The sequence below is a fragment of the Myxococcus sp. CA005 genome (assembly GCF_006518205.1).
In the GTDB taxonomy this organism is placed as follows: domain Bacteria; phylum Myxococcota; class Myxococcia; order Myxococcales; family Myxococcaceae; genus Myxococcus; species Myxococcus xanthus.
In genome coordinates, this window is the sequence record NZ_SRLV01000117.1 from 1 (window position 1) to 21,969 (window position 21,969).

Genomic DNA, 21,969 nt, shown 5'->3' on the forward strand with positions numbered 1-21,969 from the left:
GTCCGGTTCGATGTGGCGGGGACCGGAGACGGAGTGATGGCGCGCTCTACACGGGCACGAAGCCGGAAACGGCGGATACGGCCAAGAGCAGCCTGCACACCACCGCGCCGGCCCCCGACCCGACCGCGTGAGAGGGTTCAGCCGATGCGCTTCATCTCCTGTACTGCCGGGGTGAGGTTCGGAGAGGGCCCGAGACGGACGGGGCCCGCTGGCGTCCAGTTGCGGGTGCCACCTCTCCAGCGCTCGGGGTGACGGACTCGGGCACGCTGATACACCTGGTCGCGCCGGGCGAGGAGCGTTGCCTCGTGGCCGGAATGTCTGTCGTCTGGCGTGACGAAGTGGATGGCGGAGTGCCGGTGCTCGCTGTTGTACCAAGCCACGAAGCGCATCACCCATGCACGCGCGTCCTCGGCGGACGCGAAGGGGCGCTGCGGGAAGGTGGGGCGGTATTTCAGCGTGCGGAAGAGGGCCTCGGAGAATGCATTGTCGTCCGAAACGCGGGGCCGGCTGAAGGATGGGGTGACGCCCAGCCACTGCAAGGTGGCCAAGAGCGTAGCGCCCTTCATCGGGCCACCGTTGTCCGAATGCAGCACAATCCCTTCGGGCAGCCAGCCTCCTGCCAGCAGCGGCGGATGAGGGCCGCGGCATGCTCGGACGACTCTTCCTCGTGCACCTCGAAGCCCATGATGCGGCGGCTGAAGACGTCCACCACCAGGTACAGGTAGAGGAAAGCCCCCTTCACCGGGCCCTTCAGGTAGGTGATGTCCCAACTCCACACCTGATTCGGCCCGGTAGCGAGGTGCTCGGCCCTGGCCCTGGCCCTGGCCCTGGCCCTGGCCCTGGCCCTGGCCCTGGCCCTGGGCGCCTTGGCGCAGCCTCGGTGCGCGAGTTGCCCCGCTTCGCGCAGTACTCGGTAGAAGCTTGCCTCGCTGGCCACGTACTCGCCCCTGTCCGCCAGCCTGGGGACAATCTGCTTGGACGAGACGTCGCGGAACTCCTCGCTGTTGGCCACGGCGAGAATGCGCCGCCGCTCCAGCTCGGAAAGCCGGTTGGCCGGCCGGGTATGTGGGCCGAACCTGCCGTCCTGGGCCGTGGCAGGCTTCCTCCAGCGTTGGATGGTGCGCGGGGCACCCCGAGTCGCTCGCAGACGGCCTGCAGGCGCACGCCCTTTTGCAGCGCCTCATCGACGTGGGCGAGCGTCATTTCTCGCGCTTCTCGTCCGCTGCGTCGTCCTCGTCTTCCAGAGACTTCTCGTCCCAGCCCATCGCCTGAAGTTTTTTTTCGAGCACCAGCAGCGCCGCCGTCTCGGCCAGCGCCTTCTCCTTGCGGCGCAGCTCTCGCTCGAGTTCCTTCACCCGCTTCTCCGAAGAGGCCAGCCGGCGGCGCTGGCTGGCCGTCAGTGGCCCGGTGGACTCGCCCGACAGGGCCCCGGCAGCCGCCTGCCGCCACTCCTTCAACTGCACCTCGTGCAGTCCCTCGCGGCGCAGCAGCGCCCCCAACTCCTCACCCTCAAGCCCCTGGGCCGCCACCAGCACGCGCAGCTTCTCCTCGGGCGTCCACTTCTTCGGGCCAGCGGGCTTCTTCTCCTCGGGCGGCGGCGTCATCGCCGCTACCCTACGCGCCTCGCGCAACCACTGCGACAGCGTCGGCTGCGAGACTCCCACCTGGCGAGCCAATGCAGCCTCGCTCACCGCGCCTGGCCCCACCATCCGCTTCACCATCTCCGCCTTGAATGCATCCGTGTACGACACAGCTACCTGCCTGCACTCGCCCCCATGGGGTGCTCAGCTCGGCCGGTCAGCCGAGGCGACAACTTCCCTGACACAGGGGGGAGCTGACCTCCACCCGCATGGCCAGGGGATGGAGGAGGGTGGTCAGCGCCAGGTGCGTGCGCACGCCCGGGACGAAGGTGCCCGCGCCGAACTGCGAGAAGGTGTGGTGCGGCCCGTCATCGGTGATGACGTTGTGGCCGGCCTGGGCTCCGCCGTTGAAGCGCACCACGAGCCCCGCGCCGTGGCGGCGCACCAGCCAGTCGGTGAGCGTGCCCTTGCTGGTGTCTCCGAAGCCGAGCTCAACGACGAGGTGGGCTGTGCGGGAGGGACTCATGGGTGTGCGTGAGGTGGGGACGGCCCACAGCATCGCACGGTGCATTCACAACCGCCCGCGTCCAGGGCCGCGTCGAACCTGGACGCGGCCCCTTTAGTGTTCGACGCCCGCCTGCCGCTACGGCTCGCCAGTCTGGGACAGCCGCTCCTGGACGACAGTGGCGCTTCCCGAGGGGATTTCCGTCCGCTGGGGGAAGCCGTGGGCGTCGAGCTCCACCTTCACGGACATCGGGCCCAGCTCCATCGTGGCGGCGCGGGCTCCCGCCTCCTCGCGGGGGCGGATGACCATCTTCGTCGGTGCGGACGCGTCGGCGGGAGGTACCCACAGCAGGGCCTCGAGCGCGTCGCCCTGGCCCTTCAGCAGGCCCTCGCGGAGCCGCGCGGCGAGCCCCACCTCGCCGATGAGTTCGCCCCCGAACTGAGCCTGCACCTCCTTGGCGGCCACCTGACCCGAGACGCCGTAGCTCCCGTTCTGCTCCCGGCGCAGGCGCACATTCGCGGCGACCGTGTCGTTGACCCGCTTGGAATAGCTCTTGGCGACGAGCACTCCCGAGATGTCCGCCTGCTCCGTGATGTTGGTGTCCTGGAACTGGAGCTGGGCCGGGGCCCCGGGACGCACCATCGTGGTGCTGACCTCAAGGATGCTCCCGCCCGCCTTGGCGCCGAAGAGCGCCGTGTACTGGAACCCGAGGGGTACGTCGCCCAGCCGCATCACCTGCACGTCGCTGTAGTAGGGCGCCACCGGCTGCTCCCGCGCCGTGGAGGTGAGGCCCGTGGCGATGGACTCGGTGACGTCGAGGAAGGTCTTCGTGTATCCCAGCTCGTTGTGGAAGCAGGTCTTGGGGAGCACGGGGTCCGCGTGGACCATCACCTTGATGCGACCCACCTGCACGGCCGGAGCGGCGCCTCGCGAGTAGTCACCTTCTAGGTACATGGCGGGGCTGCCCGTGAAGGACTTGACGTCCGTGGCGCGCACCCGCTCCACGGTGACGTCATCGAGGAGTGACTCGAGCAGGCTCCTCACTGCGGCGCCGGCATCGATGGAGCTCGTGTAGAAGAGACAGGTGACCGGCTCGGAGGTCCCAATCGGGAGGGTGAGGATGGTCACCCCATTGGGGCGCTTCATCAGCTCCGGCGTACCCGCGGCCAGCACCTTGCCCCGGAAGAGGACTCCCTCGGCCTCCACGGGCTTGTGCGGCAACGGCGCGGTGATTTCCCGGGCGAGCGCTTCACGGACGGTGCGTGGCTCGGCGGGCGCTGACGCCGCGGGAGCGGGCTTGGATTCAGTGCGGTTCGCGGCGGGGCTGGTCGCACAGCCCGTGAGCAGAACGGCGGAAAGCAGGGTCAGTCTGGGGAGAGGCATGCGGCACCTGTCGCGGGGAGGTCGGACGTCCTGACGCTCTATTCGAAACGGGCGCCCGAGTCTGGTTGTGCCCGGGTGAAAACAGGCTCATGGGGTGCCAATGCCCGTGAGGTCCTTCCGCTCGCGACGCGGAAGAGGCTTCGAATCAGCGCAGACGCCGGTACCCCGAGTTGTCGTCGTTCGTGGGCAGGTGCTCGTCCTCCAACTCGGGCCGGGGGATGCCGTCCCGTCCCAGCGTCGCCGCGAAGGGCGTGAGCGCGCGGATGACGGCGCCCAGCCGCTGCCGCGACAGGTCCTGCTTCTTCAAGTGCCAGGCGAGCGCATCGAGGTCGGAGAACGCGCCCTCGTACAGCCCCACCAGCCCCGCCGCCACCTCCACGGTGTCGGTGGGGGCCTCCAGGCAGATGACGCGGTCGCCGAGCAGCTCCCGCCAGTCACGCTCGCAGTTGCGCCGCCGCGCGAGGTCCGGGATGAGGACGAACGGCTCGTAGGTGAGCTGCAGCTCGTCCACCACGTGTTTCACCGGCAGGTCCTGCTCCAGCGTGTCGCCGATGAGCTGCTTCACCTGTTTGCGCGAGACATAGCCGTAGGGCCGCTCGTCGCCCGTCATGAAGAAGTAGCCCCGGCGCTTGCGAGCATAGGAAGGACAGGAGCCCTATTGGGCGTAGCGGGCGGGAGCAGAGCGGGAGGTGAGGGACGCTGACGGGGAGCCCATGAGCCGCACTCCGGGCCGGCGCAGAAGCCATTCATCTCCAGCAGACACACGCCTGCCCAGCCCAGCCGCTTTCCCAGGCGGGGCGCGGCAGGGGCCTGGCTCTCTTGGCTGGCTCTGGCGGCTTGAGCTTCAACACCCCGCGGCCTGGGGTGGCCCTCGTGCCGGGGCCAACCTCGCACAGGCCGTGGGCAAGCCCCGGTGCTCCAGAATCGCCCGCACCCCGGGGGCCCCCTTCACATACGCCAAGACCCGCCGCCTGCCTCCACACCTCACGCAGCCGAACACGTCGAAGTCGAACGTCCTCCTGAGCAACTCGGCCCAGTCTACTCGCGGTGTCCTCTCCTTCATCCGCTCCTTCCTGGCCGCTGCCTCAAGCCCCGCGCGCACCTCCTCCGCACCTGCTTGAGGGAACCGGCCGGCTGGGGGGCATTCTCCCTGTGGCTGCACACGTCTACGGGCACCTTGCCGATGACGCGCGACAAGGTCGACCTGCGCCACAGAGAAGGGGGGATTGACGACAGGTGTTTCCGCCGAAGATCGTTCGCTCGCGGTGCTCCCATCCTGGGGTCGCTGGCTACACGATGGAGGGGGAGCATGTTCAGTGGGTGGAGGGCCCCGGCCTACGGGGTGATGTTGCTCGCGGTGGTGATGAGCTGTGCGGATTCCGCGGAGGTGGACGGTACCGTCGAGGGGGCACGCGGCGTCCGTGTCCAGCGAGCTGGCCTGGTGGAACAGGTCGAACAGCTGGACCTGCGTCCAGGTGACATGGGGGCAGATCCCACCTCGCTCGCGGTTCTCAATGGGACTGTGTACTTCGCCGCCAGACAGGACAGCACTGGCGTGGAGCTGTGGAAGAGCGATGGGACCGAGACCGGCACGGTCCTCGTCAAGGACCTCGCTCCTGGCACCTCCACCTCCAACCCCAGGAGCTTCCTCCTGGTGAATGACACGGTTGTCTTCGTGGCCCATGGGGTCTGGAAGACCGACGGAACCCCGGAGGGCACGGTTCAACTGTTCGCCGGCACGCCTCAGGGGGGCGCCGGCGAAAACCTCCTGGTCCCGATGAATGGGGCGGCCTACTTCGTGGCGAGCGGCAACAACGGTCGGGAGGCCCTGTGGCGGAGCGATGGCACGGTGGCGGGGACTGTCGCGGTGACATCCCTTGGCTCCTGGACCTCAAGCCCCTGGCTGACGGCCGTGGGCCAGCGCCTCTATTTCAACGTCTACGACGACGCGACGGGCCTGGAGTTGTGGACGAGCGATGGGACGGCGGCCGGTACGGTCCGGGTGAGGGACATCCATCCGGGCAGCGGTAGCTCCGCTCCTCGCAATCTCATCGGGGTGAACGGCACGCTCTACTTCACGGCCAATGATGGTGCCAACGGAGAGGAGTTGTGGCGCAGCGACGGCACGGCGGCGGGGACGTATTGCCTGAAGGACCTCTTCACGGCTCCTCACTCGAGCTCGAAGCCGGAGTTCCTCACCGACGTCAACGGCACGCTCTTCTTCGTATTCACCATCAATCTCAACACCAAGGCGCTGTGGAAGAGTGACGGGACGACGGAGGGGACCGTCAAGGTCGCCGACATCTCCGGCGTCATCATGTCCCCTTTCTTCACGGCCGTAGGGTCGACGCTCTACTTCGCCACGTCGGGCGGGAGTCCCCTTGCCAATTACCGCTTGTTCAAGAGCGACGGGACGAGTGAAGGCACGGTGCCCGTGCTGGGATTCAATGGAAGTTCCGCCTGGCCCGTCATCGCGAATCTGACGGACGTGGAGGGCACGCTCCATTTCGTCTTCAACGGCCTCCAGGGCAGCGAGCTGTGGAAGACAGATGGGACGGAGGCCGGGTCGGTGCGCATCACCACGTTCGTGCCTGCGCCGCGTGACGCCATGATCTCATCCATCGTCTTTGATGCCGGGACGCTCTACTTCTCCGCCAACGATGGCGTCCATGGCAGCGAGCTGTGGAAAAGCGATGGGACGGCCGAAGGCACGGCGCTGGTGCGCAACATCCAGACCCGCGGCGTCAGTTCCGAGCCACGTTCACTCACGGATGTGGACGGGACGCTGTTCCTGCTGGCCACGAACGGCCGTGATGGTCTCCAGCTCTGGAAGAGCAATGGCACGATGGAGGGGACCGGGCGCGTCAAGCTGATGACCTTTGGCACTCCGGGGCAACTCGCTGCCGTGGGGTCCACGCTCTTCTTCGCCGGGAGCGAATCCGGTACCGGGACGGAGCTGTGGAAGTCCGACGGAACGGAGGCGGGCACGGTGCGCGTGAAGGACCTCTTGCCGGGAATCGGCAGCTCCAACCCCTCCGAGCTACGCGACGTGGGGGGAATGCTCTACTTCGCCGCGACCGATGGGCTCACGGGCAAGGAGCTGTGGAAGAGCGACGGCACGGAGGAGGGGACTGTTCGCGTGAAGGACATCGCGGCCGGCACTCGGTCGTCCGATCCGCGGCCCAGCTCCCTGATTGGAATGGATGGGTCGTTCTTTCTCACGGCCGACGATGGCGTGACGGGCCGTGAGCTGTGGAAGAGTGACGGGACGGAGGGGGGGACGGTCCGGGTGAAGGACATCACGCCCGGAACGCAGAGCTCCTCGATTCATCCCGCCGTGGTCTTGAATGGGTGGGGTTTCTTCGCGGCCGATGACGGGAGTTATGGCCTCGAGCTGTGGAAGAGTGACGGGACGGAGGAGGGGACGGTCCGGGTGAAGGACATCAGGCCGGGCCTCTCCTCAGGCCTCTTGCCCGAAGGGATGGTCAAGATGGGCGGCGCCCTCTATTTCCCGGGCACCGATTCGGCCGCTGGCTCTGAGCTGTGGAAGAGCGACGGGACGACTGACGGCACGGTGTTGCTCAAGAACATCCGGCCGTGGAGTGCGAGCGCCACCGTGCAGTCCCTCACTCCGATGGAGGGGGTGGTGTTCTTCACGGCGGATGACGGGACCTCTGGACGTGAGCTGTGGAAGAGCGATGGGACGGAGGCGGGCACCGTTCGGGTCAAGGACATCCGTCAGGGCCCGCTCGGCTCCGCGCCCCAGTGGCTCGTCGCCTTGAACGGCGTCCTCTACTTCGTGGCTGATGATGGCGTCTCCGGTGCTGAGATTTGGAAGAGCGATGGGACAGAAGCCGGCACGGTGCGGGTGACGGACCTCCTCCCGGGCGCCGCCTCTGTTTCGCCCACGTCGCTCACCGTCTCGGGCGGGCGCGTCTACTTCCTCGGAGACGACGTCATTCACGGCAGGGAACTCTGGGTGCTGACGCCTCCAGCCCCGGCAGATACCGTCCCTCCGTCCGTGACGTGCCCCGCACCCGTGTCCGCCGAGGCCACGAGCACCGCGGGTGTGCAGGTCAGCTACCCGGCGGCGGAGGCGACGGACGACATCACGCTCTCCCCGGCCCTGAGTTATGACATCCCAAGCGGAAGCGTCTTCGCGTTGGGGGAGACGACCGTGACGGTGACGGCCGCGGATGAAGCTGGCAACACGTCGACATGCCAGTTCACGGTAACGGTCCAAGACTCCCAGGCACCTCTGCTGACATGCCCCGACGATGTCGTTTGGGAGGCCACGAGCGCCACGGGGGCGACCGTGAGCTATCCGGCGGCGAGCGCCTCGGATGATGTCTCCTCGGTCGAGGTGACGTACAGCCAGGGCTCCGGGACGCCCTTCGCGGTGGGGACGACGCCTGTCACCGTCACCGTCACGGATGGCGCAGGCAACGCGTCCACATGCCAGTTCACGGTGACCGTGCGGGATACCACGGCGCCCACCATCGTCTGCCCGGCCGAAGTCGTGGTGGAGGCCATGGGGCCCGCCGGGGCCGTGGCGGGATTCGTGCTGCCCCAGGCAACGGATGCGGTGACGGCCTCGCCTCAGGTCACGGCGAGCCCGGTCTCCGGCAGCACCTTCATGTTGGGTTCCACGCCGGTGACGCTGACTGCGACCGACGACGCGGGAAATGTGGGCTCGTGCCAATTCCTGGTGACTGTGCGAGACACGGCAGCGCCAGTCCTGACGTGCCCTGAGGAAGTCATCGTGGAGGCGACGGGTGCTGGCGGCGCGACGGTGAGCTATCCGGCGGGCCAGGCCGTGGATGTGGTGTCCCAGGTTCAACCGGTGTACAGCCACGCCTCTGGAGCGGACTTCCCGCTAGGGGGGACACTCGTCTCGGTGACCGCGACGGATGCCGCTGGAAACGCCGCCGCGTGCCAGTTCACAGTGACTGTGCGCGACACCACACCTCCAGAGTTGGGGTGTCCCCAGGACGTGGTCCTTGAGGCAGAGGACACGCAAGGCGCGGTGGTCACCTTCGCAGGAGTCCAGCCTCGGGACCTCGTGACCCACGACCCGTCCATCGCGTTCAGTCAGACCTCCGGGAGCCGTTTCCCGCTGGGCACCACGGCGGTCGCCGTGACGGCGTCGGATGCCGCGGGTAATGAGGCCTCGTGCCGTTTCGCGGTGACGGTGCAGGACACCACTGCGCCCCAGGTGATGTGCCCGTCAGACGTCTCAGTGGAGACCCAGGACCCCGAGGGCACGGTCCTGAGCTATGCGCCTGCCTCTGCTGTTGATGGAGTCTCCTCCGTGACGGTGGCCTATAGCCTGGCGTCTGGTGGCCACTTCGCCTCGGGCACGACGCCGGTGGTGGTGACGGCCACCGATACAGCGGGGAACGCCGCCCAGTGCTCCTTCCTGGTCTCTGTGCGAGTCAGGAAGCCCACGCTGATACCGGCCCCCCAAACGGGATGCAGCAGTAGCGCGGATGCGGGCGGGCCCATGAGCCTCACCTGGAGTGTCCTCGTCCTGGCCGGCTGGCAGGTGGCGCGTCGACGCCTGCGCCATCGCATGTAAGGGGCGCGGCTGCCGGCCATCGTGGAGGCCGCCGCGCTCAGCCCAGGAGCGCGGCCAGGCGGCGTGCACCCGGGAGCAGCGGATTGCCCGGGGGCACGGCGTCCGGCGCCTTCAACGCGCCGTGCAGCGTGGCGATGAGGTGCTGACCATGCCGGGGCAGTGCCACGAGCTCAGGCGCACCTTGCACCAGCTCCTCCAACGTATAGGCGGGATAGAGGCCCAGTTGAGGGTGAGGGCTGGAGCGGAGGGGCCGAGGAGGGCCGCTGACGGGGCCTCCCGAGCGATGCTCCCGGCCGGTGGACAGACTGATTGAACCCCCTTGGGGGTACACGCCTGCCCAGGCCGCGCTCCCATCAGGTGCGTGGCAGGGGCCGCCGGCCTGTTAGCTGTCTTGCGCCTCAACACCCCGCGGCCTGGGGTGGCCCTCGTGCCGGGGCCAACCTCGCACAGGCCGTGGGCAAGCCCAGCAGCCAGAGGTCTGGCTCCAGCCATCCCCACAGCAGGACACCGAATACGGAAAGCAAGCCACCCTGAAGGGACGCGTCACGGGAGGAGCAACGGCGCCCTGCGCGTCATCGTCGCGACCGCCGACAAGCGGGTTAGAGGCAACTCTGTGAGTGCCGCGGAGGATGGCTCGTTCGAGATTGACGTTTCTGGCAGCGTCGCCGCGCCGGTGCACCTCCTTGCCATGGAGCAAGCCCATCCGACACGTCGCTTCGGAATCAAGAAGGACATCACCTTCACTTCCGGGCAGACGCTCGACGGCGTGGAGATCGTTTTGGATCACGCGGAGGACCAGCCGCAGCGCGTCAACGTGAAAAACCTCAAAGCCTACGGCGCGAAGGCCTACGTCACGATGGATTTCTACTTCGGCTCCGGGTTCCTCTTCAGGAACGAGGCGATCGACACTCCGCCGCTCCAGATTCCCGCGATGCCGCTCACCCCGCCCTTCGACCTCATCCAGCTTCACACGATGGTGCTCGTGGGCTCCGAGGGAGAGTTCGGACTCACCTCCGCGAGCGCAACGGTCCACACGGAGGGCGGCTCGACTCCCGAGGTGACAATGCCGCCCCCTCTTCAACTCACCTCGGTTCCACTCGGCACGATGGAGGTTCCTGCCGTCGCTCCGCTCGAGGGCTTCTCCTTGTCGTGGAACGTGGATCCCGCCGCCCAGGTCGTGCGTGGGCATCTCCGCCATAAAGGACGAGATCCCAGCCTCCACTGGAGCGTGACGGCACCAAGCTCCATCACATCGTTCACGCCGTTCGAGCTGCCCGTGGATTTGAGTAGCTGACCGAAGGGAATGGCTGCGCCGCCCCCAAGATTCGGTCACCGCGTCATGAGGGCGTCAACGCGAGCGAGCGAGGAGCGCGCGGTCATCGCTCCAGCAGGGTTGGCGATGCGCGGGGCAGGCGCCTGGCACGCGTAGCGTCCACACGGCGGACGAGTTCCAGGGCATCCGTCGCGTACACGACACCGTCCAGAGCAAACGGCCTTGGGGCGCCGCGCGACCATGCGGGCTGCCCAGAGATTTTTGGGACACAGGTTCGCCCATGCCCTCTTACGCACCGATGGCCCGAACAGCCCAACCCAGGATTGCCCATGGAGCGGAAGAAGTCCCTTGTCGAAACGAGGGAGCCGGCACGCTGCCGTGTGGCCTTGCGGAAGAATTCCTGCCGGGTCAAGCGCCGCGAAGTCCCGTTGGGCGATGGGGTCGCGCACACGGATGTCTCCACCAGGAAGCTCGACCGGTCGCGAAACTTCAACCGCATCATCAGCGCGGCCGACAAGAGAGCGTAGCCCCCGTCACCGCGTCCTTCGGCTGATCTCTTCGTCCATTTCGAAGCAACCCAATCACAAGCGTCTCTCTGGAGTTCGACATGCCTCCTCCGAAGGTCGATACGCAGAAGCCACGCATCCCGCCCACTCCGGTTGCGCCGCCTACCCCTCCACCCGCCTTGGAGCAGAAGAAGCCCGCGGCGGACGCCAAGAAGACCGCCGATACGGCGCGCAGGGAAGCAGCCAAGGCCCAGGCACAGGCCCTGCGGGACGCCAAGAAGGCGCGGGACGCCGAGCAGGTGAACAAGGAGGCCCAGAAGGAAAAGGCGGAAGCAGAGAAGGCGCTCGAGAAGGTTCGCAAGTCGCGCGAATCAGTCTCCCCCCGCCAGGGTGAGCAGGCCCAGCGTCCTGCGGACAGCACGCGGCTACCACCGTCTGACGAGCGCGTGAGGGACGCGGAGGACAGAGTCTCTCGGGCCACGGCCCGGGCCGCGGAGACCTCCCAGGATGCGCGGGACGGCCTCGAGCGGGCGGAGACCTCCCGGCGAGTGGCCCTCGAGAAAGCGGACACCGCGCTGAGCGCGCAGAAGACGGCCAATGCCAGCGCGAAGCAAGCGGGCCAGCCCGAGCCCTTCCCGAAGGCCAACGAGGTCCGCGACGTCTACGACGCGGGCAGCCTGAGCAAGAAGGACCAGCAGAAGCTGCTCGGCGCGTCCGTTCCGGTGACTCCGGAAGAGGCGGCGCGCGCGGACGTGCGCCACATTGACGACGCGGTGAAGAACGCGAAGCACTCGAACGAGGGCCCTGTTGCAGGCGCCGAGGAGCTGCGCAAGCAACTCGCGCTCAATCCGGACCCGGCCTACCGGGCCGCCCTCTGGAAGGAGACGAAGCCCCAGCGCGATGCATTCGTCAATGCCCAGGTGAATGACAGGTCGCTGCACCACTCGAAGAAGCCGGAGCTCATGAAGTCGCTGGCCCAGGGCGCGGACATGGCGGGGCAAGGGGCTCGCAAGGAGTTGGCGACGCAGCTGTTGTCGGCCTCGAAGTCGAAGTCCCTGGATGGCGTGGGCGAGCCGGGCCGCTCCCTCAAGGAGAACGCGAAAGACCCAGCGGTAGCGAAGCTGGGTGGAGAAATGGTCCAGCAGCTGCGCGCGGCGAAGCGCTACCAGGCCGCGGACTCGCTCTCCAACCTCGACCCGGCCATCAAGACCCAGTCCAAGCCGAGCAAGCTGGACCAGGAGCTCCAGTCAGAGGTGGCCCTGAACTCCGTGTCCGCTGAGCGCGACGGGCTCAACGCACGTCAGAAGTTGCTGGACCAGGAAACACGGACCACCGCCCGCCAGACGCTCGACGACATCGCGAAGAACCCCAAGTCGAAGGCGCCCTTCAACGTCGAGCCCGGCGCGACGAAGGACCATGCGGTCCTCGTGCGCAAGGACAAGGATGGCAAGGTGACCGAGCGGCTCGAGCTGTCGTTCCAGGGCGACAAGGTCAAGGTTGACTCGACGAAGGTGGACAAGTCCGGCGAGGCGCGCCGCTCCATCTTCGAGAGCGAGGAGCCGGGGGGGCCGAGCACCGCCATCGACGCGCGCTGGAAGCAGGATGCCGCCGCGCCGCCGCCGTCGCGCGAGGAGCTGGCAGAGGGGAAGGTCAAGGGCGCCTCGTACGCCGAGACGAAGTTCCAGGTGGGTCCATCCGCCAGTCAGACCACCACCCAACGCGCGCCGGATGGGTCGCTGACGGAGACGAAGAAGACCTTCTCCCAAATCAACAAGGGAGACCACGTTACCGGCAGGTTTGGCGAGTTCATGGAGACCGTGCCCTCTGACAAGATGGACGTCACCACCACCGTCATTCCGCCCCCCGGTGCGAAGGACGAGCAGGGTAAGCCCGCGAAGGCGACGGTGACCGAGTCGTCGTCGTACTCGCAGGGAGATCGGCTGCGGCTGACGCGCACGTCGACCAAGGCCGTGGACTGCCCTGCCAAGGCCGACCGCCCCGCTGGCGCGAAGGAGTTGGAAAAGGTTCGGAAAGAATCCATTCAGGCTGACGACGCCGCGCCTCGCAGTTACGTGCTTGAGAAGGCCGGCGATGGCGAGCTGAACACCCAGACCTTCTTCGAGGGACAGCCCAACGTCACGCTCGTCACTCGCAAGAAGCTGGAGGGCAACACTGTCACGGAGACGACCGAGGGACGGCTCCCCAAGCCTGCCCAGAAGGGCGAAGACGTGGAGTTGGTGGACGTCAAGAGCACCACCACCCGGACGTACAACAACCAGGGCCTCATCACCGCGAGCCACTCGGACCAGACAGACGTCACGGGCATTCGCCGGGTGAAGGACTTCCAGCGCACCGAAACGCGCAATGCCAAGGGCGAGGTGGAGGTCACCGAGCGCACCACGGGCTCGGAAGAAGGAGGCGGCAAGCCCAAGCGCACCTACGAGCAGTCGCTGACGACGGCGCAGACGCCCAAGGAGCCGCAGGTCGTCCACGCCCAGTCGAAGCTCACGGGGCCCGAGGGAACCGCCGAGGCGTCCATTCCTCCTGAGCGCGTGATGGTGAACGGCAAGTCCTTCGATGGCCCCAACCAGCTCAAGCAGGACTTGCCACCCGCGCAGGCGGCCCTGGGGGCCTACGCGGTCAACGGGTTGCAGAACGAGCTCAATCACTTCACCCAACTGTCGGCGCTGCATACCCAGGCCCTGAAGGACACGCCGGAGGCACCGGAGAGCGAGGGCATGGGCGTCGCGGGCGATGCGTCGGAGTATGGGCTGGCTCGACTGGCGAAGGAGGCCAACTCCCGGGCGGCGAATGCGCAGGGCAAGCCGGACCCGGCGGACAACCCGAAGTTCTTCAGCTTGAAACCCGAGGACGCGTTCAAGCAGGAGCTCACGCTGAACCTGAACCGGAACGAGCGCCTCTCGGTGGGAATGGTGGGTGGCTTCCAGGTGGCCGCCGGCATCAACGACATCGTGAGCGGCGTGGGAGACTTCAAGAAGGCGCTCGACGAGCAGAACCTGCTAAGCTTCAAGGGCGCGCGTGAGCTCGCGACAGCCGGCGCGGACGTCCTGGGAGGGGCGGTGGGCGTGGTCGAGGGAGTCGGGCTCATGCGCTTCGCCGCCAAGGGGTCGGGCACCACCATCTCCCCATCGGGCCTGCCAGGCCCGCTGAATGGCCGTGTCAATCCCATCAAGTTCGCGGAGTGGTCGGGACGACTCAACGCGGCTGTGGGAGTCATCAGCGGTGGCCTCTCGGTGGCGGAGGGCATCTCCAAAGACGACACGTACCAGGTCGCCCTCGGCGCAGTGCAAGCGGGTGGCGCCCTGGCTGGCTACTTCGGGACGGCCGCCGCCGCGGGCGCCCTGGGCGGCCCCGCGGGCGTCGCCGTCGCCCTGTCGGTGGGGATGGTGACCATCGGTGTCGGCAGTGTGATTGAGCGCGAGCGTGCGCACGCGCTCGCCGAACAGCGCATCTGACGTCCGACGTGCGGTGGTGGAGGCGAGGCGCCTCACGGGAGCTCATCCCCTGTTGTTCGCGTCACCTCTGCTCGGAGCTAGAAAGCGGACGCGCCCGCGGTGGCGTCCGCATGGTTCTGGTCGCCAGAGCCTTCGCTGACGCCGACAGCCCCCACGACCTTGCCATTCTTCTTCAGCGGGATGCCGCCCGCGAAGATCATCACCCTTCCGTCGTTGGACGCGTGGATGCCGTAGAACTGCCCACCGGGTTGGGCGTTCTTTGCCAGTTCCTGCGTGGTGATATCGAAGGCACGCGAAGTGAATGCCTTCTTGATGGAGATGTCGATGCTGCCCAGCCACGCCCCATCCATGCGCACGTGCGCGACGAGATTGCCGCCTTCGTCCGCGACAGCGATGTTCATGGGCTGCCCCAGTTCCTGAGCCTTCTTCTCGGCTGCGGCGATGAGGGGACGCGCGTCTTCCAGACGGACCATGGAACACTCCTGAGTGAGGTTGGCGACGCGCAGGACGCCTCCGCCACCCAAGGAAGGAAAGGCAGGGAACGCACGAGCACTAGCGAGTGTTCTGGACGCGAGGGGATGGAAGGACGTTGTTCCTGAAGGAAACGGTTGTCACGCCTCGCGCTCCGCGGAGTCGCACGAACCAGCCTGCGTGCGTCAGGGGAGACAGGTCGCCGTCAGCAGCGAGAGGGAGTCCAGGCCTTCCTGACCCACCATCAGCAAGACCTTGTCGCCGATGCTGAACTTCCCGGCCACGAGCCCGCGCGGCATTCCGTCCAGGACGACGTCATGCCCTCTCCGAGAGCGAGCCATCCCCCAGACCCGGAAACAGACTGACGGTGTTCGCCGCTGCAATCGTCGCGGCGACATCCAGCCGCCCGTCCGCGTTGAAGTCGGCCACGCGCTCGTAGCGACGGCGGACAATCTCGTACATGTCGATGCCCTCCTCACCCGTGAGTGGCCGCAGTCCGAGGTCGTCGATGATGAGCAGGGCTGGAGTGGTGAAGCGCAGGAGGCGTCGCTCGTAGCTGTTGTCGGCGCGTGAGGCGCGCAACTGCGTGAGCATGTCGTGGGCGCTCACGTAGAGGACGGCGTGGCCGGCGCGACAGGCTCGCTGGCCCAGCGCCTGGGCGAGGTGACTCTTGCCGACGCCCGCAGGGCCCACCACCAGCACGTTCTCGTGCCGCTCGACAAAGGTGCAGGTGCCCAACTCCAGCACCTGGGTGCGCGGGACGGAGACGTTGAAGGAGAAGTCGAAGTCCTCCAGGGTGCTGGGCCGTTCGAAGGCGGCACGGCGCAGGCGCACGTCCAACTGCTTGCCGTCGCGCCGCTCCACCTCGTCGGCCAGCAGTCGGTAGAGGAATTCCGTCAGCGGCAAGTTGGCGTCGGCCGCCTCGCGGCAGCGCAGCTCGAGGGACTGCAGCAGCCCGGACAGGCGCAGCTTCTGCGTGTACCGGACCATGGTGAGCACCGATTCCGGCCCAAGGTGAGCACCCGTTCCGGACATGGTGAGCACCCGTTCCGGACATGGTGAGCATCCCTTCCGCCCCCTTCACGTACGCCAGCACTCGCCGCCTGCCTCCACACCTCATGCAGGCGAACACGTCGACGTCGAACGTCCTGCTGAGCAACTCGGCCCAGTCCACTCGCGGCGTCTTCTCCTTCATCGGCTCCGTGCTGGCCGCCGCCTCAAGCCCCACGCTCGCCTCCTGCGCACCTGCTTGAGGGAGCGCATGCGCGCGGAGAAGGCCGTGCGCTTCCTGTCCGACGCGAGCGCGCTGCTCGCCGAGTCGCTCGACTATCCGACCACGCTCCAGCGCCTGGCTCGCCTCGTCGCGCCAACGTTCGCCGACTGGTGCATCGTCGATGTGGCCGAAGCGGACGGCAGGATTCGCCGGCTGGCCGGGTTTCACTCCGACCCCGCGAAGCAGAGGGTCCTGCGCGAGCTGGAGGAGCGCTATCCGCCCCACTGGGGCTCGCTCCAGCCGGCCATCCGCGTCATGGTCCGGCAAGCCCTTCCTGCGCTCCGAGCTCTCGGAGCCCGATATGCACGACTACAGCCTCGACGCCGAGAATGCCCGGCTCATCCGCGAGCTGGGGACCCGGAGCGGCATGGCCGTGCCGCTCATGGCGCGCGGACGGACGCTGGGGGCCATCTCCATGGGCCGCACGGACCCGAAGCGCCCCTTCGGGCCATCGGACCTGGCGCTCATGGAGGAACTGGCCCACCGGGCGGCCATGGCCATCGACAATGCCCACCTCTACCAGGAGGCCCAGGAGGGCATCCGCGTCCGTGAGGAGTTCCTCGGTGTCGCGGCGCACGAGCTGAAGACGCCCATCATCTCCATGAACATCGTGCTTCAGTCGGTGCTGCGGAGACGAAACGAGCGCCCCTCCGCAGAGCGGCTCATGCAGGCCCTCGAGTCGGCCGAGAAGCAGGTGCAGCGCCTCATGCGCCTGGTGGACGACGTGCTGGATGTCTCGCGGCTGCACGCCGGGCGGCTCAAGCTCCACCTGGAGCGCGTGGACTTCCTGGCCGTCGTGGGCGAGGTCGTGGAGCGGTTCATCGAGACCGCCGCCCGAACCGGGTCGCGGGTGGACGTGCGCGCCGAAGGGCCCGTCGAGGGGATGTGGGACCGGAGCAGGCTGGACCAGGTGGTGGCGAACCTCCTCGGCAATGCCCTCAAGTTCGGCGAGGGCAGGCCCATCGAGATTTCGCTCTCACGCGGGGAGGGGGCGGCCGAGCTCGTGGTGGAGGACCACGGCATCGGAATCCCGCCCGAGCGCCTGCTCCACATCTTCGAGCGGTTCGAGCGCGCGGTGCCCACCCGGCACTACGGCGGATTCGGGCTCGGCCTCTACATCGTTCGGAGCCTCACGGAGGCCATGGGCGGCACGGTGCGCGTGGACAGCACGCCGGGCCTGGGCTCGAGGTTCACGGTGGTGCTTCCGTGCCAGCCCCTGAAGGAGGCCGCGGGAGAGTCGCAGGCGTGAGGAGACGCTGGCTTTCACGACATGAACGCATGCATGCCCCTCGGAAACACTGCCCGGCCCGGCTCCGTATGCCTATTTCCCCGCTGCTCTCAGGCGGGGCGCTACCTGGAGCGCAGGTCCTTCTCTCGCGCCAACAGAAAGATACGTCATGACCGCTTCCTTCATGAAGCTCCGGAGGCTCGCTTCTCTCGTCCTGTATTGCGCCGCGCTCGGCGTCTCGCCGCTCGCATCCGCGGAGCCGCCAGCCGCCGGCGAGCCCGCGGAGGCGGCGCCGCGCGCGGGCGAGCTCAACTACCGCTCCACGGGCCAGCGTCAGCCCCAAATCACCCAGCTGTCCGATGGCGGGCAGCAGATTCTCCTCTCCTGCCTTCTGTCGCGTCCCGGCCAGATCCAGCGCTACGCCGTGAGCTGCCCGGGCACGAAGCAGCTCGACGTCAAGGTGGCGGACTGCTGCATCCCAGGCGACCACTGGCAGGTGAAGGTGAAGTCCTGGGACTTCAAGCCCAACACGGCGGTGGCGACCGCGCCGGGCGGTGACGGTGACTTCAGCGCGCCCGCCCGCGTCTTCACCTACAGCAGCAGCCGGGACATGAACGCCCTCATCGAGTGCTCGTACCTGCACGGCGTCAACGTCTTCCCGGCGGAGTCCTTCCTCCTCGTGGAGAGCAGCGGCGGCGCATGTTCCGTGACGGACGTGGGCATCACCGAGGAGATTGACCGCTCACCGTGACAGGCCGGTCCGCAAGAGCCCTGTCCCCAGGGCTCTTGCCCCCTCGCGCAAGGTGACATGCTCCCAACTCCTTGAAAGGGGTGGGGTGGAGCGCCCGCTCCAACGCGAGGGAGGGGCGGGCACGTGAGGCCGCATTGCATGACGGTCCCCGGCGCTCAGGCGCGGGCGGAGGACACGCCCGACGGCGTGGCCCTCGTCTTCACCACCTCCGAGGAGGACCAGGTGGCGAACCTCCGGCAGCGTGGCCGCAACATGATGCAGCGGCAGGCGGAGCACGGCGTATCGGGGCGCCGCGGCCTCGAGCAGCCTCCCGGCATCGACTACGAGGCCATGGGCGGTAGCGGGCTCCCGGGTTCTGCGGGGGCTCCGAGCGTGCCGACCTACGCCCGCGTGGAGGACACTCCCCAGGGCGTCACCATCGCCTACAAAGCCGTGGACCCCTCGGATGGAGAGCGACTGCGCGCGGAGATCCACGAGACCGCCGGGAAGCTGACGCCGGGCCAGTGCCCGGGCATGGCCCCCCCGTGGAGTGAAGCCCCCCTCTTCTCCTACCGGGGCACGAGGTCATGGCACCAGACACCCATACGGAACCCATGAAGCGCAAGGCCTATGAAAAGGAGCTTCGCAGGCTCCAGGCCCAGCTCTGCATGCTTCAGGATTGGGTCAAGCAGGAGGGGGTGCGCGTCGTCGTGGTCTTCGAAGGGAGGGACGCGGCGGGCAAGGGCGGTACGATTCGCGCCATCACGGAGCGGGTGAGCCCCCGGGTATTCCGAGTGGTGGCCCTGCCGGTCCCCTCGGACCGGGAGAAGACCCAGATGTACCCGTGGACTCGCTGGTACGATTACTCTCAGGCGCGTGACATGATGTTGGCCGCGACGGATACGCCGTATGCGCCCTGGTTCATCTTGCGCTCCGACAACAAGAAGAAGGCGCGGCTCAACTGCATCCGCTTCCTGCTGGAGAAGATTCCTCACAAGAGGGTGAAGCGTCCCGAGGCGAAGCTGCCCCGCCGCTCCAAGCGGGGCGCCTATGACGACGAGGCTTCGCTCGCGGGGAAGAACTTCATACCCGAGAGGTATTGAGCCCGGAGCACCTTTCCGAAGCCGCGCTCGCGCCCCAGCGAGGGGGCCACGGCGCCCTCCCGTACCGCCTCGCGCCCGGAGTTGAGCACGGCCTTCACCGCGGCATCATTGCGGCGCACCAGCCGGACGAAGCCCCCGAAGTTCTCCATGGGCGCCTCGGCGATTTCATCCAGCTTCCCGTCCAGGCCCTCGGGGTTGATGATGGCCAGGTCCGCGCGGCGGCCCTCGGCGAGTACGCCGGCGTCCAGCCCGATCCACTCGCCAATCCGGCGCTGCGCCTGTTGCGAGCGAAGAAACCCGAGACAGCCCATTTGCGAGAATGGGCCGAACGGATTGCCGCCAGGAGGGGCAAGAAGACAGCGGTGGTGGCGCTGGCGAGACGGCTGGCCGGAATCCTCTTCGCGATGATGCGCGATGGGACGGAATACCGAGCGCCGAAGCCAGCAGTGCTGGAGGCTGCGGCATGAGCGTGAGCCAGTCAGTCGCTTGACAAGCAGCGGCCTCTCCCAAAGGCTTCGATGAGCGGGTGAGCGCGTGTCCTTCCTTGGCCAGCAGTCCAGGGCCGCAGCATAGAGGGCGCCCCCGCTGTCGAATCTCCCCATGCGCCGGCGGCACGCCCGCCCAAGTCGAGCGCGAACAGAAGGCTGAAGTAACCTCGCGGAGAGGGGCTGGGAGTCAGGTGGTACGCAGGAAGTGATTGCCAGTAGGCCTCCGCGGCAGCGATGGCGAGGGGCGGAAGGAAAGGATTGGTTGAAGGCGTCTGCTGTTGAACGTGAGACGAGGCAAGGTGCCTGATTCGGGGGGCCGCTACACAGAAGGAAGGACAGGAGCGCTATTGGGGGTAGCAGGCGGGAGCAGAGCGGGAGGTGAGGGACGCTGACGGGTGGCACATGAGCCGCACGCCGAGCCGGCGCAGAATCCCTTTATCTCCAGCAGGCACACGCCTGCCCAGCCCAGCCTCCTTCCCAGGCGGGGCGAGGCAGGGGCCTGGCTCTCTTGGCTGGCTGTGGCGGCTTGAGCTTCAACACCACGCGGCCTGGGGAGGCCCGCGCGCCGGGGCCAGGTGCGCACCCGCCGTGGGCAACCCCAGGTGCTCCAGAATCGCTCTCACCCCTCCTGCTCCCTTCACGTACGCCAACACCCGCCGCCTGCCTCCACTCCTCAAGCATGCGAACACATCCAGGGCGAACGTCCTGCGCAGCAGCCCGGCCCAGTCCAAACGGGGTGTGCGCTCCTTCCTCGGCTCCTCCACCGTCGCGGTAAAGGCGGGGCTCTCCTCCTCCAGCCCCGGCTCCGCCCCTGCTTGAGGGAGCTGTGCTTGGAGGTGCTGTTGCTGTGCAGGGCGTTGCTGCTGGTGCTGAAGGGGGCGTGAATATTACCGGGGCCCTAAATGCAGTGCAGATGGCGAACCAATCCGGAGGTGGAGATGATTCGTCTAGCTCGAGTGATGCGCAAGAGGCGGTCGTAGCGCCACTACGCCCAGAAGCTAAGTATGTTGGTTCGAAGAAGCATGGAATCAAGTGGACAGAAGGATCGCAGCTGGCGGTAGATTCAAGGGTGGCACAGGGGCAGTGGGGAAGTAAGGCATATTTGGATTATGTGGGAGCGAAGGCTGCGACACTAGCGCCGAGACAGTCAGGGGGGGGATTTGCCCCCGAATCATAGCTCGGCAGTGCATCTGCCCTCTGGCAAGACCGTTCGGGCGAACCGATTCTTTGTTCGGAATAATGGCGGCGGGACTTTTCACGGATATTTGGCGGAGTGATATATTTATGTCGCTTGATTTTTTGATTCAGGCGGGACTCCCGCGGACACTTCGTGTGTTTGATGGGGAAGATGAGTCGTTGGCTGATGCGGTTCAGACGGTGTTCCCAAGGAGCGCGGAGTGGGCGTTTGTTGTGTGGAGAGGTGTGTTCATACCTGTTGGGTACAAGTATGACCTCAGTCTGATGGTTGATGATGTCGTCGATATGCTTGAGGAGATTCTCCGCCAAGACGTGGGGGGGTGGGAGGTTTCCTGGCCGTCCAATACGTTTTCGTCGACATGGAAGATGTCTTGGGATGGTTCGAAAATTGCGATAAGTGCTGATTGGGATTGCGTTGTGGGGGGCGTTGGAAGCCTCCTTTCTGATGCTGGTCCTGTTTTGATGGCTAAGATGGATTTTGTGTCGGAGTGGAAGGCTCCGTTGGTTGTTGTTGAGCGTGCGCTTCGGGAGGCTGGTTACACAGAGGCGCATCTGCCTTCTTTGGCTGGGTTGTCTGCCATTATTGGGCGTGTGCCTGAGGCCGGATTCCTTTATCGAACATAGCCTGGTCTGGAGCATAGGAAGGACAGGAGCCCTCTTGGGCGTAGCGAGCGGGAGCAGAGCGGGAGGTGAGGGGCGCCCCCTGTGGCAGGGAAGTTGTCGCCTCGGCCGACCGGCCGAGCTGACCACCCCATGGGGGCGAGTGCAGGCAGGTAGCTGTGTCGTACACGGATGCATTCAAGGCGGAGATGGTGAAGCGGATGGTGGGGCCAGGCGCGGTGAGCGCGGCTGTGCTCTGCCCCCGTTCTTCGGACCACGCGTTACGAGAGTCCTGCGGCGCTGCTGATGCCGTGCTCGAGGGATGATGCGACGGGGCCGGCATGGGCACGGCGAGCTCCGACCTCCGCAGGTGTCTTGTAGCCCAAACTGCTGTGCGGGCGCTTCTCGTTGTAGTCGCGCCGCCACGCCTCGATGAGGACGACGGCCTCCCTCCTGGTGGAAAACCACTCCGCTGACAGGCACTCGTCCCGGAAGCGGCCGTTGAAGCTTTCGTTGGTACCGTTCTGCCAGGGCTTGCCTGGAGCGATGTAGGCCGTCTGAATGCCATTGGCCTCCAG

20 protein-coding genes are annotated in these 21,969 nt (G+C 67.0%); 9 read left to right on the forward strand and 11 right to left on the reverse strand.

The genetic code is table 11. The annotated features are described in order from the left end of the window. Window positions 1–137: 137 nt before the first annotated feature. The 6 genes from FMQ63_RS37650 to FMQ63_RS33405 all read right to left on the reverse strand — a co-directional run bounded on the left by FMQ63_RS37650 (window position 138) and on the right by FMQ63_RS33405 (window position 4,078). Window positions 138–566 carry an integrase core domain-containing protein gene (locus tag FMQ63_RS37650; RefSeq protein ID WP_020478886.1) on the reverse strand — a complete coding sequence of 143 codons (429 nt, stop codon included), beginning with the start codon at window positions 564–566 and terminating at the stop codon, window positions 138–140. Then, window positions 563–1,012 carry a DDE-type integrase/transposase/recombinase gene (locus FMQ63_RS37655; protein WP_157809268.1) on the reverse strand — a complete coding sequence of 150 codons (450 nt, stop codon included), beginning with the start codon at window positions 1,010–1,012 and terminating at the stop codon, window positions 563–565. The genes FMQ63_RS37650 and FMQ63_RS37655 overlap by 4 nt, the downstream gene beginning before the upstream one ends. Before the next feature lie 187 nt (window positions 1,013–1,199). Beyond that, on the reverse strand, window positions 1,200–1,751 hold the full coding sequence (locus tag FMQ63_RS33390; RefSeq protein WP_011552187.1) for a transposase: 552 nt from the start codon (window positions 1,749–1,751) through the stop codon (window positions 1,200–1,202). A 46-nt stretch (window positions 1,752–1,797) separates the two neighbouring features. Continuing rightward, on the reverse strand, window positions 1,798–2,106 hold the full coding sequence (locus FMQ63_RS33395; protein ID WP_011552188.1) for an adenylosuccinate synthetase: 309 nt from the start codon (window positions 2,104–2,106) through the stop codon (window positions 1,798–1,800). 117 nt (window positions 2,107–2,223) lie between these two features. Beyond that, the gene (locus FMQ63_RS33400; protein WP_011552189.1) at window positions 2,224–3,468 is read right to left on the reverse strand and encodes a hypothetical protein; all 1,245 of its coding nucleotides are present in this window, start codon (window positions 3,466–3,468) and stop codon (window positions 2,224–2,226) included. Window positions 3,469–3,613: 145 nt separating this feature from the next. Continuing rightward, complete coding sequence (locus tag FMQ63_RS33405) at window positions 3,614–4,078, reverse strand: hypothetical protein (RefSeq protein ID WP_011552190.1); 465 nt, start codon at window positions 4,076–4,078, stop codon at window positions 3,614–3,616. Window positions 4,079–4,777: 699 nt separating this feature from the next. On the opposite strand from FMQ63_RS33405, the gene FMQ63_RS33415 reads away from it, so the two are divergent. After that, entirely contained in the window at window positions 4,778–9,046 is a 4,269-nt protein-coding gene (locus tag FMQ63_RS33415) for an ELWxxDGT repeat protein (protein WP_167545724.1), read from the forward strand. Window positions 9,047–9,083: 37 nt separating this feature from the next. Here the strand turns inward: FMQ63_RS33415 and FMQ63_RS33420 are convergent, their stop codons facing one another. After that, window positions 9,084–9,233, reverse strand: coding sequence for a hypothetical protein (locus FMQ63_RS33420; RefSeq protein ID WP_020480794.1), 150 nt, complete (start codon window positions 9,231–9,233; stop codon window positions 9,084–9,086). A gap of 426 nt (window positions 9,234–9,659) precedes the next feature. Between FMQ63_RS33420 and FMQ63_RS33430 the strand changes: the two genes are divergently transcribed. Then, the gene (locus FMQ63_RS33430; protein WP_020478892.1) at window positions 9,660–10,340 is read left to right on the forward strand and encodes a hypothetical protein; all 681 of its coding nucleotides are present in this window, start codon (window positions 9,660–9,662) and stop codon (window positions 10,338–10,340) included. Window positions 10,341–10,926: 586 nt separating this feature from the next. Next, the gene (locus tag FMQ63_RS33440; protein WP_011552194.1) at window positions 10,927–14,301 is read left to right on the forward strand and encodes a hypothetical protein; all 3,375 of its coding nucleotides are present in this window, start codon (window positions 10,927–10,929) and stop codon (window positions 14,299–14,301) included. A gap of 77 nt (window positions 14,302–14,378) precedes the next feature. Here FMQ63_RS33440 and FMQ63_RS33445 read toward each other — a convergent pair whose 3' ends face one another. Both FMQ63_RS33445 and FMQ63_RS33450 read right to left on the reverse strand, forming a co-directional pair. Further along, window positions 14,379–14,774: a heme-binding protein gene (locus FMQ63_RS33445; protein WP_020478894.1), complete on the reverse strand. Its 396-nt coding sequence runs from the start codon at window positions 14,772–14,774 to the stop codon at window positions 14,379–14,381. A 313-nt stretch (window positions 14,775–15,087) separates the two neighbouring features. Beyond that, complete coding sequence (locus FMQ63_RS33450; RefSeq protein WP_011552196.1) at window positions 15,088–15,762, reverse strand: ATP-binding protein; 675 nt, start codon at window positions 15,760–15,762, stop codon at window positions 15,088–15,090. Window positions 15,763–15,827: 65 nt separating this feature from the next. Between FMQ63_RS33450 and FMQ63_RS33455 the strand changes: the two genes are divergently transcribed. From FMQ63_RS33455 to FMQ63_RS33475, 5 genes are all read left to right on the forward strand, one after another. Continuing rightward, window positions 15,828–16,025, forward strand: coding sequence for a hypothetical protein (locus tag FMQ63_RS33455; protein ID WP_020478897.1), 198 nt, complete (start codon window positions 15,828–15,830; stop codon window positions 16,023–16,025). A gap of 141 nt (window positions 16,026–16,166) precedes the next feature. Then, entirely contained in the window at window positions 16,167–17,294 is a 1,128-nt protein-coding gene (locus FMQ63_RS33460) for a GAF domain-containing sensor histidine kinase (RefSeq protein ID WP_074960296.1), read from the forward strand. 148 nt (window positions 17,295–17,442) lie between these two features. Further along, window positions 17,443–18,024: a hypothetical protein gene (locus FMQ63_RS33465; RefSeq protein WP_011552197.1), complete on the forward strand. Its 582-nt coding sequence runs from the start codon at window positions 17,443–17,445 to the stop codon at window positions 18,022–18,024. A gap of 138 nt (window positions 18,025–18,162) precedes the next feature. Further along, window positions 18,163–18,621 (forward strand): hypothetical protein, encoded by a 459-nt coding sequence (locus FMQ63_RS33470; RefSeq protein WP_020478898.1) that lies wholly within the window; start codon window positions 18,163–18,165, stop codon window positions 18,619–18,621. Continuing rightward, complete coding sequence (locus tag FMQ63_RS33475; protein WP_020478899.1) at window positions 18,618–19,106, forward strand: polyphosphate kinase 2 family protein; 489 nt, start codon at window positions 18,618–18,620, stop codon at window positions 19,104–19,106. The genes FMQ63_RS33470 and FMQ63_RS33475 overlap by 4 nt, the downstream gene beginning before the upstream one ends. Here the strand turns inward: FMQ63_RS33475 and FMQ63_RS33480 are convergent. Then, window positions 19,052–19,417 (reverse strand): hypothetical protein, encoded by a 366-nt coding sequence (locus FMQ63_RS33480; protein ID WP_225909869.1) that lies wholly within the window; start codon window positions 19,415–19,417, stop codon window positions 19,052–19,054. The two genes, FMQ63_RS33475 and FMQ63_RS33480, sit on opposite strands and share 55 nt — an antisense overlap. Before the next feature lie 1,416 nt (window positions 19,418–20,833). Between FMQ63_RS33480 and FMQ63_RS33490 the strand changes: the two genes are divergently transcribed. Next, window positions 20,834–21,415, forward strand: a complete 582-nt coding sequence (locus tag FMQ63_RS33490) for a hypothetical protein (RefSeq protein WP_141276908.1) — start codon at window positions 20,834–20,836, stop codon at window positions 21,413–21,415. 257 nt (window positions 21,416–21,672) lie between these two features. On the opposite strand, the gene FMQ63_RS33495 is transcribed toward FMQ63_RS33490, so the two are convergent. After that, the coding region (locus FMQ63_RS33495; RefSeq protein WP_141276910.1) for an integrase core domain-containing protein at window positions 21,673–21,969 on the reverse strand (297 nt) is incomplete at its 5' end.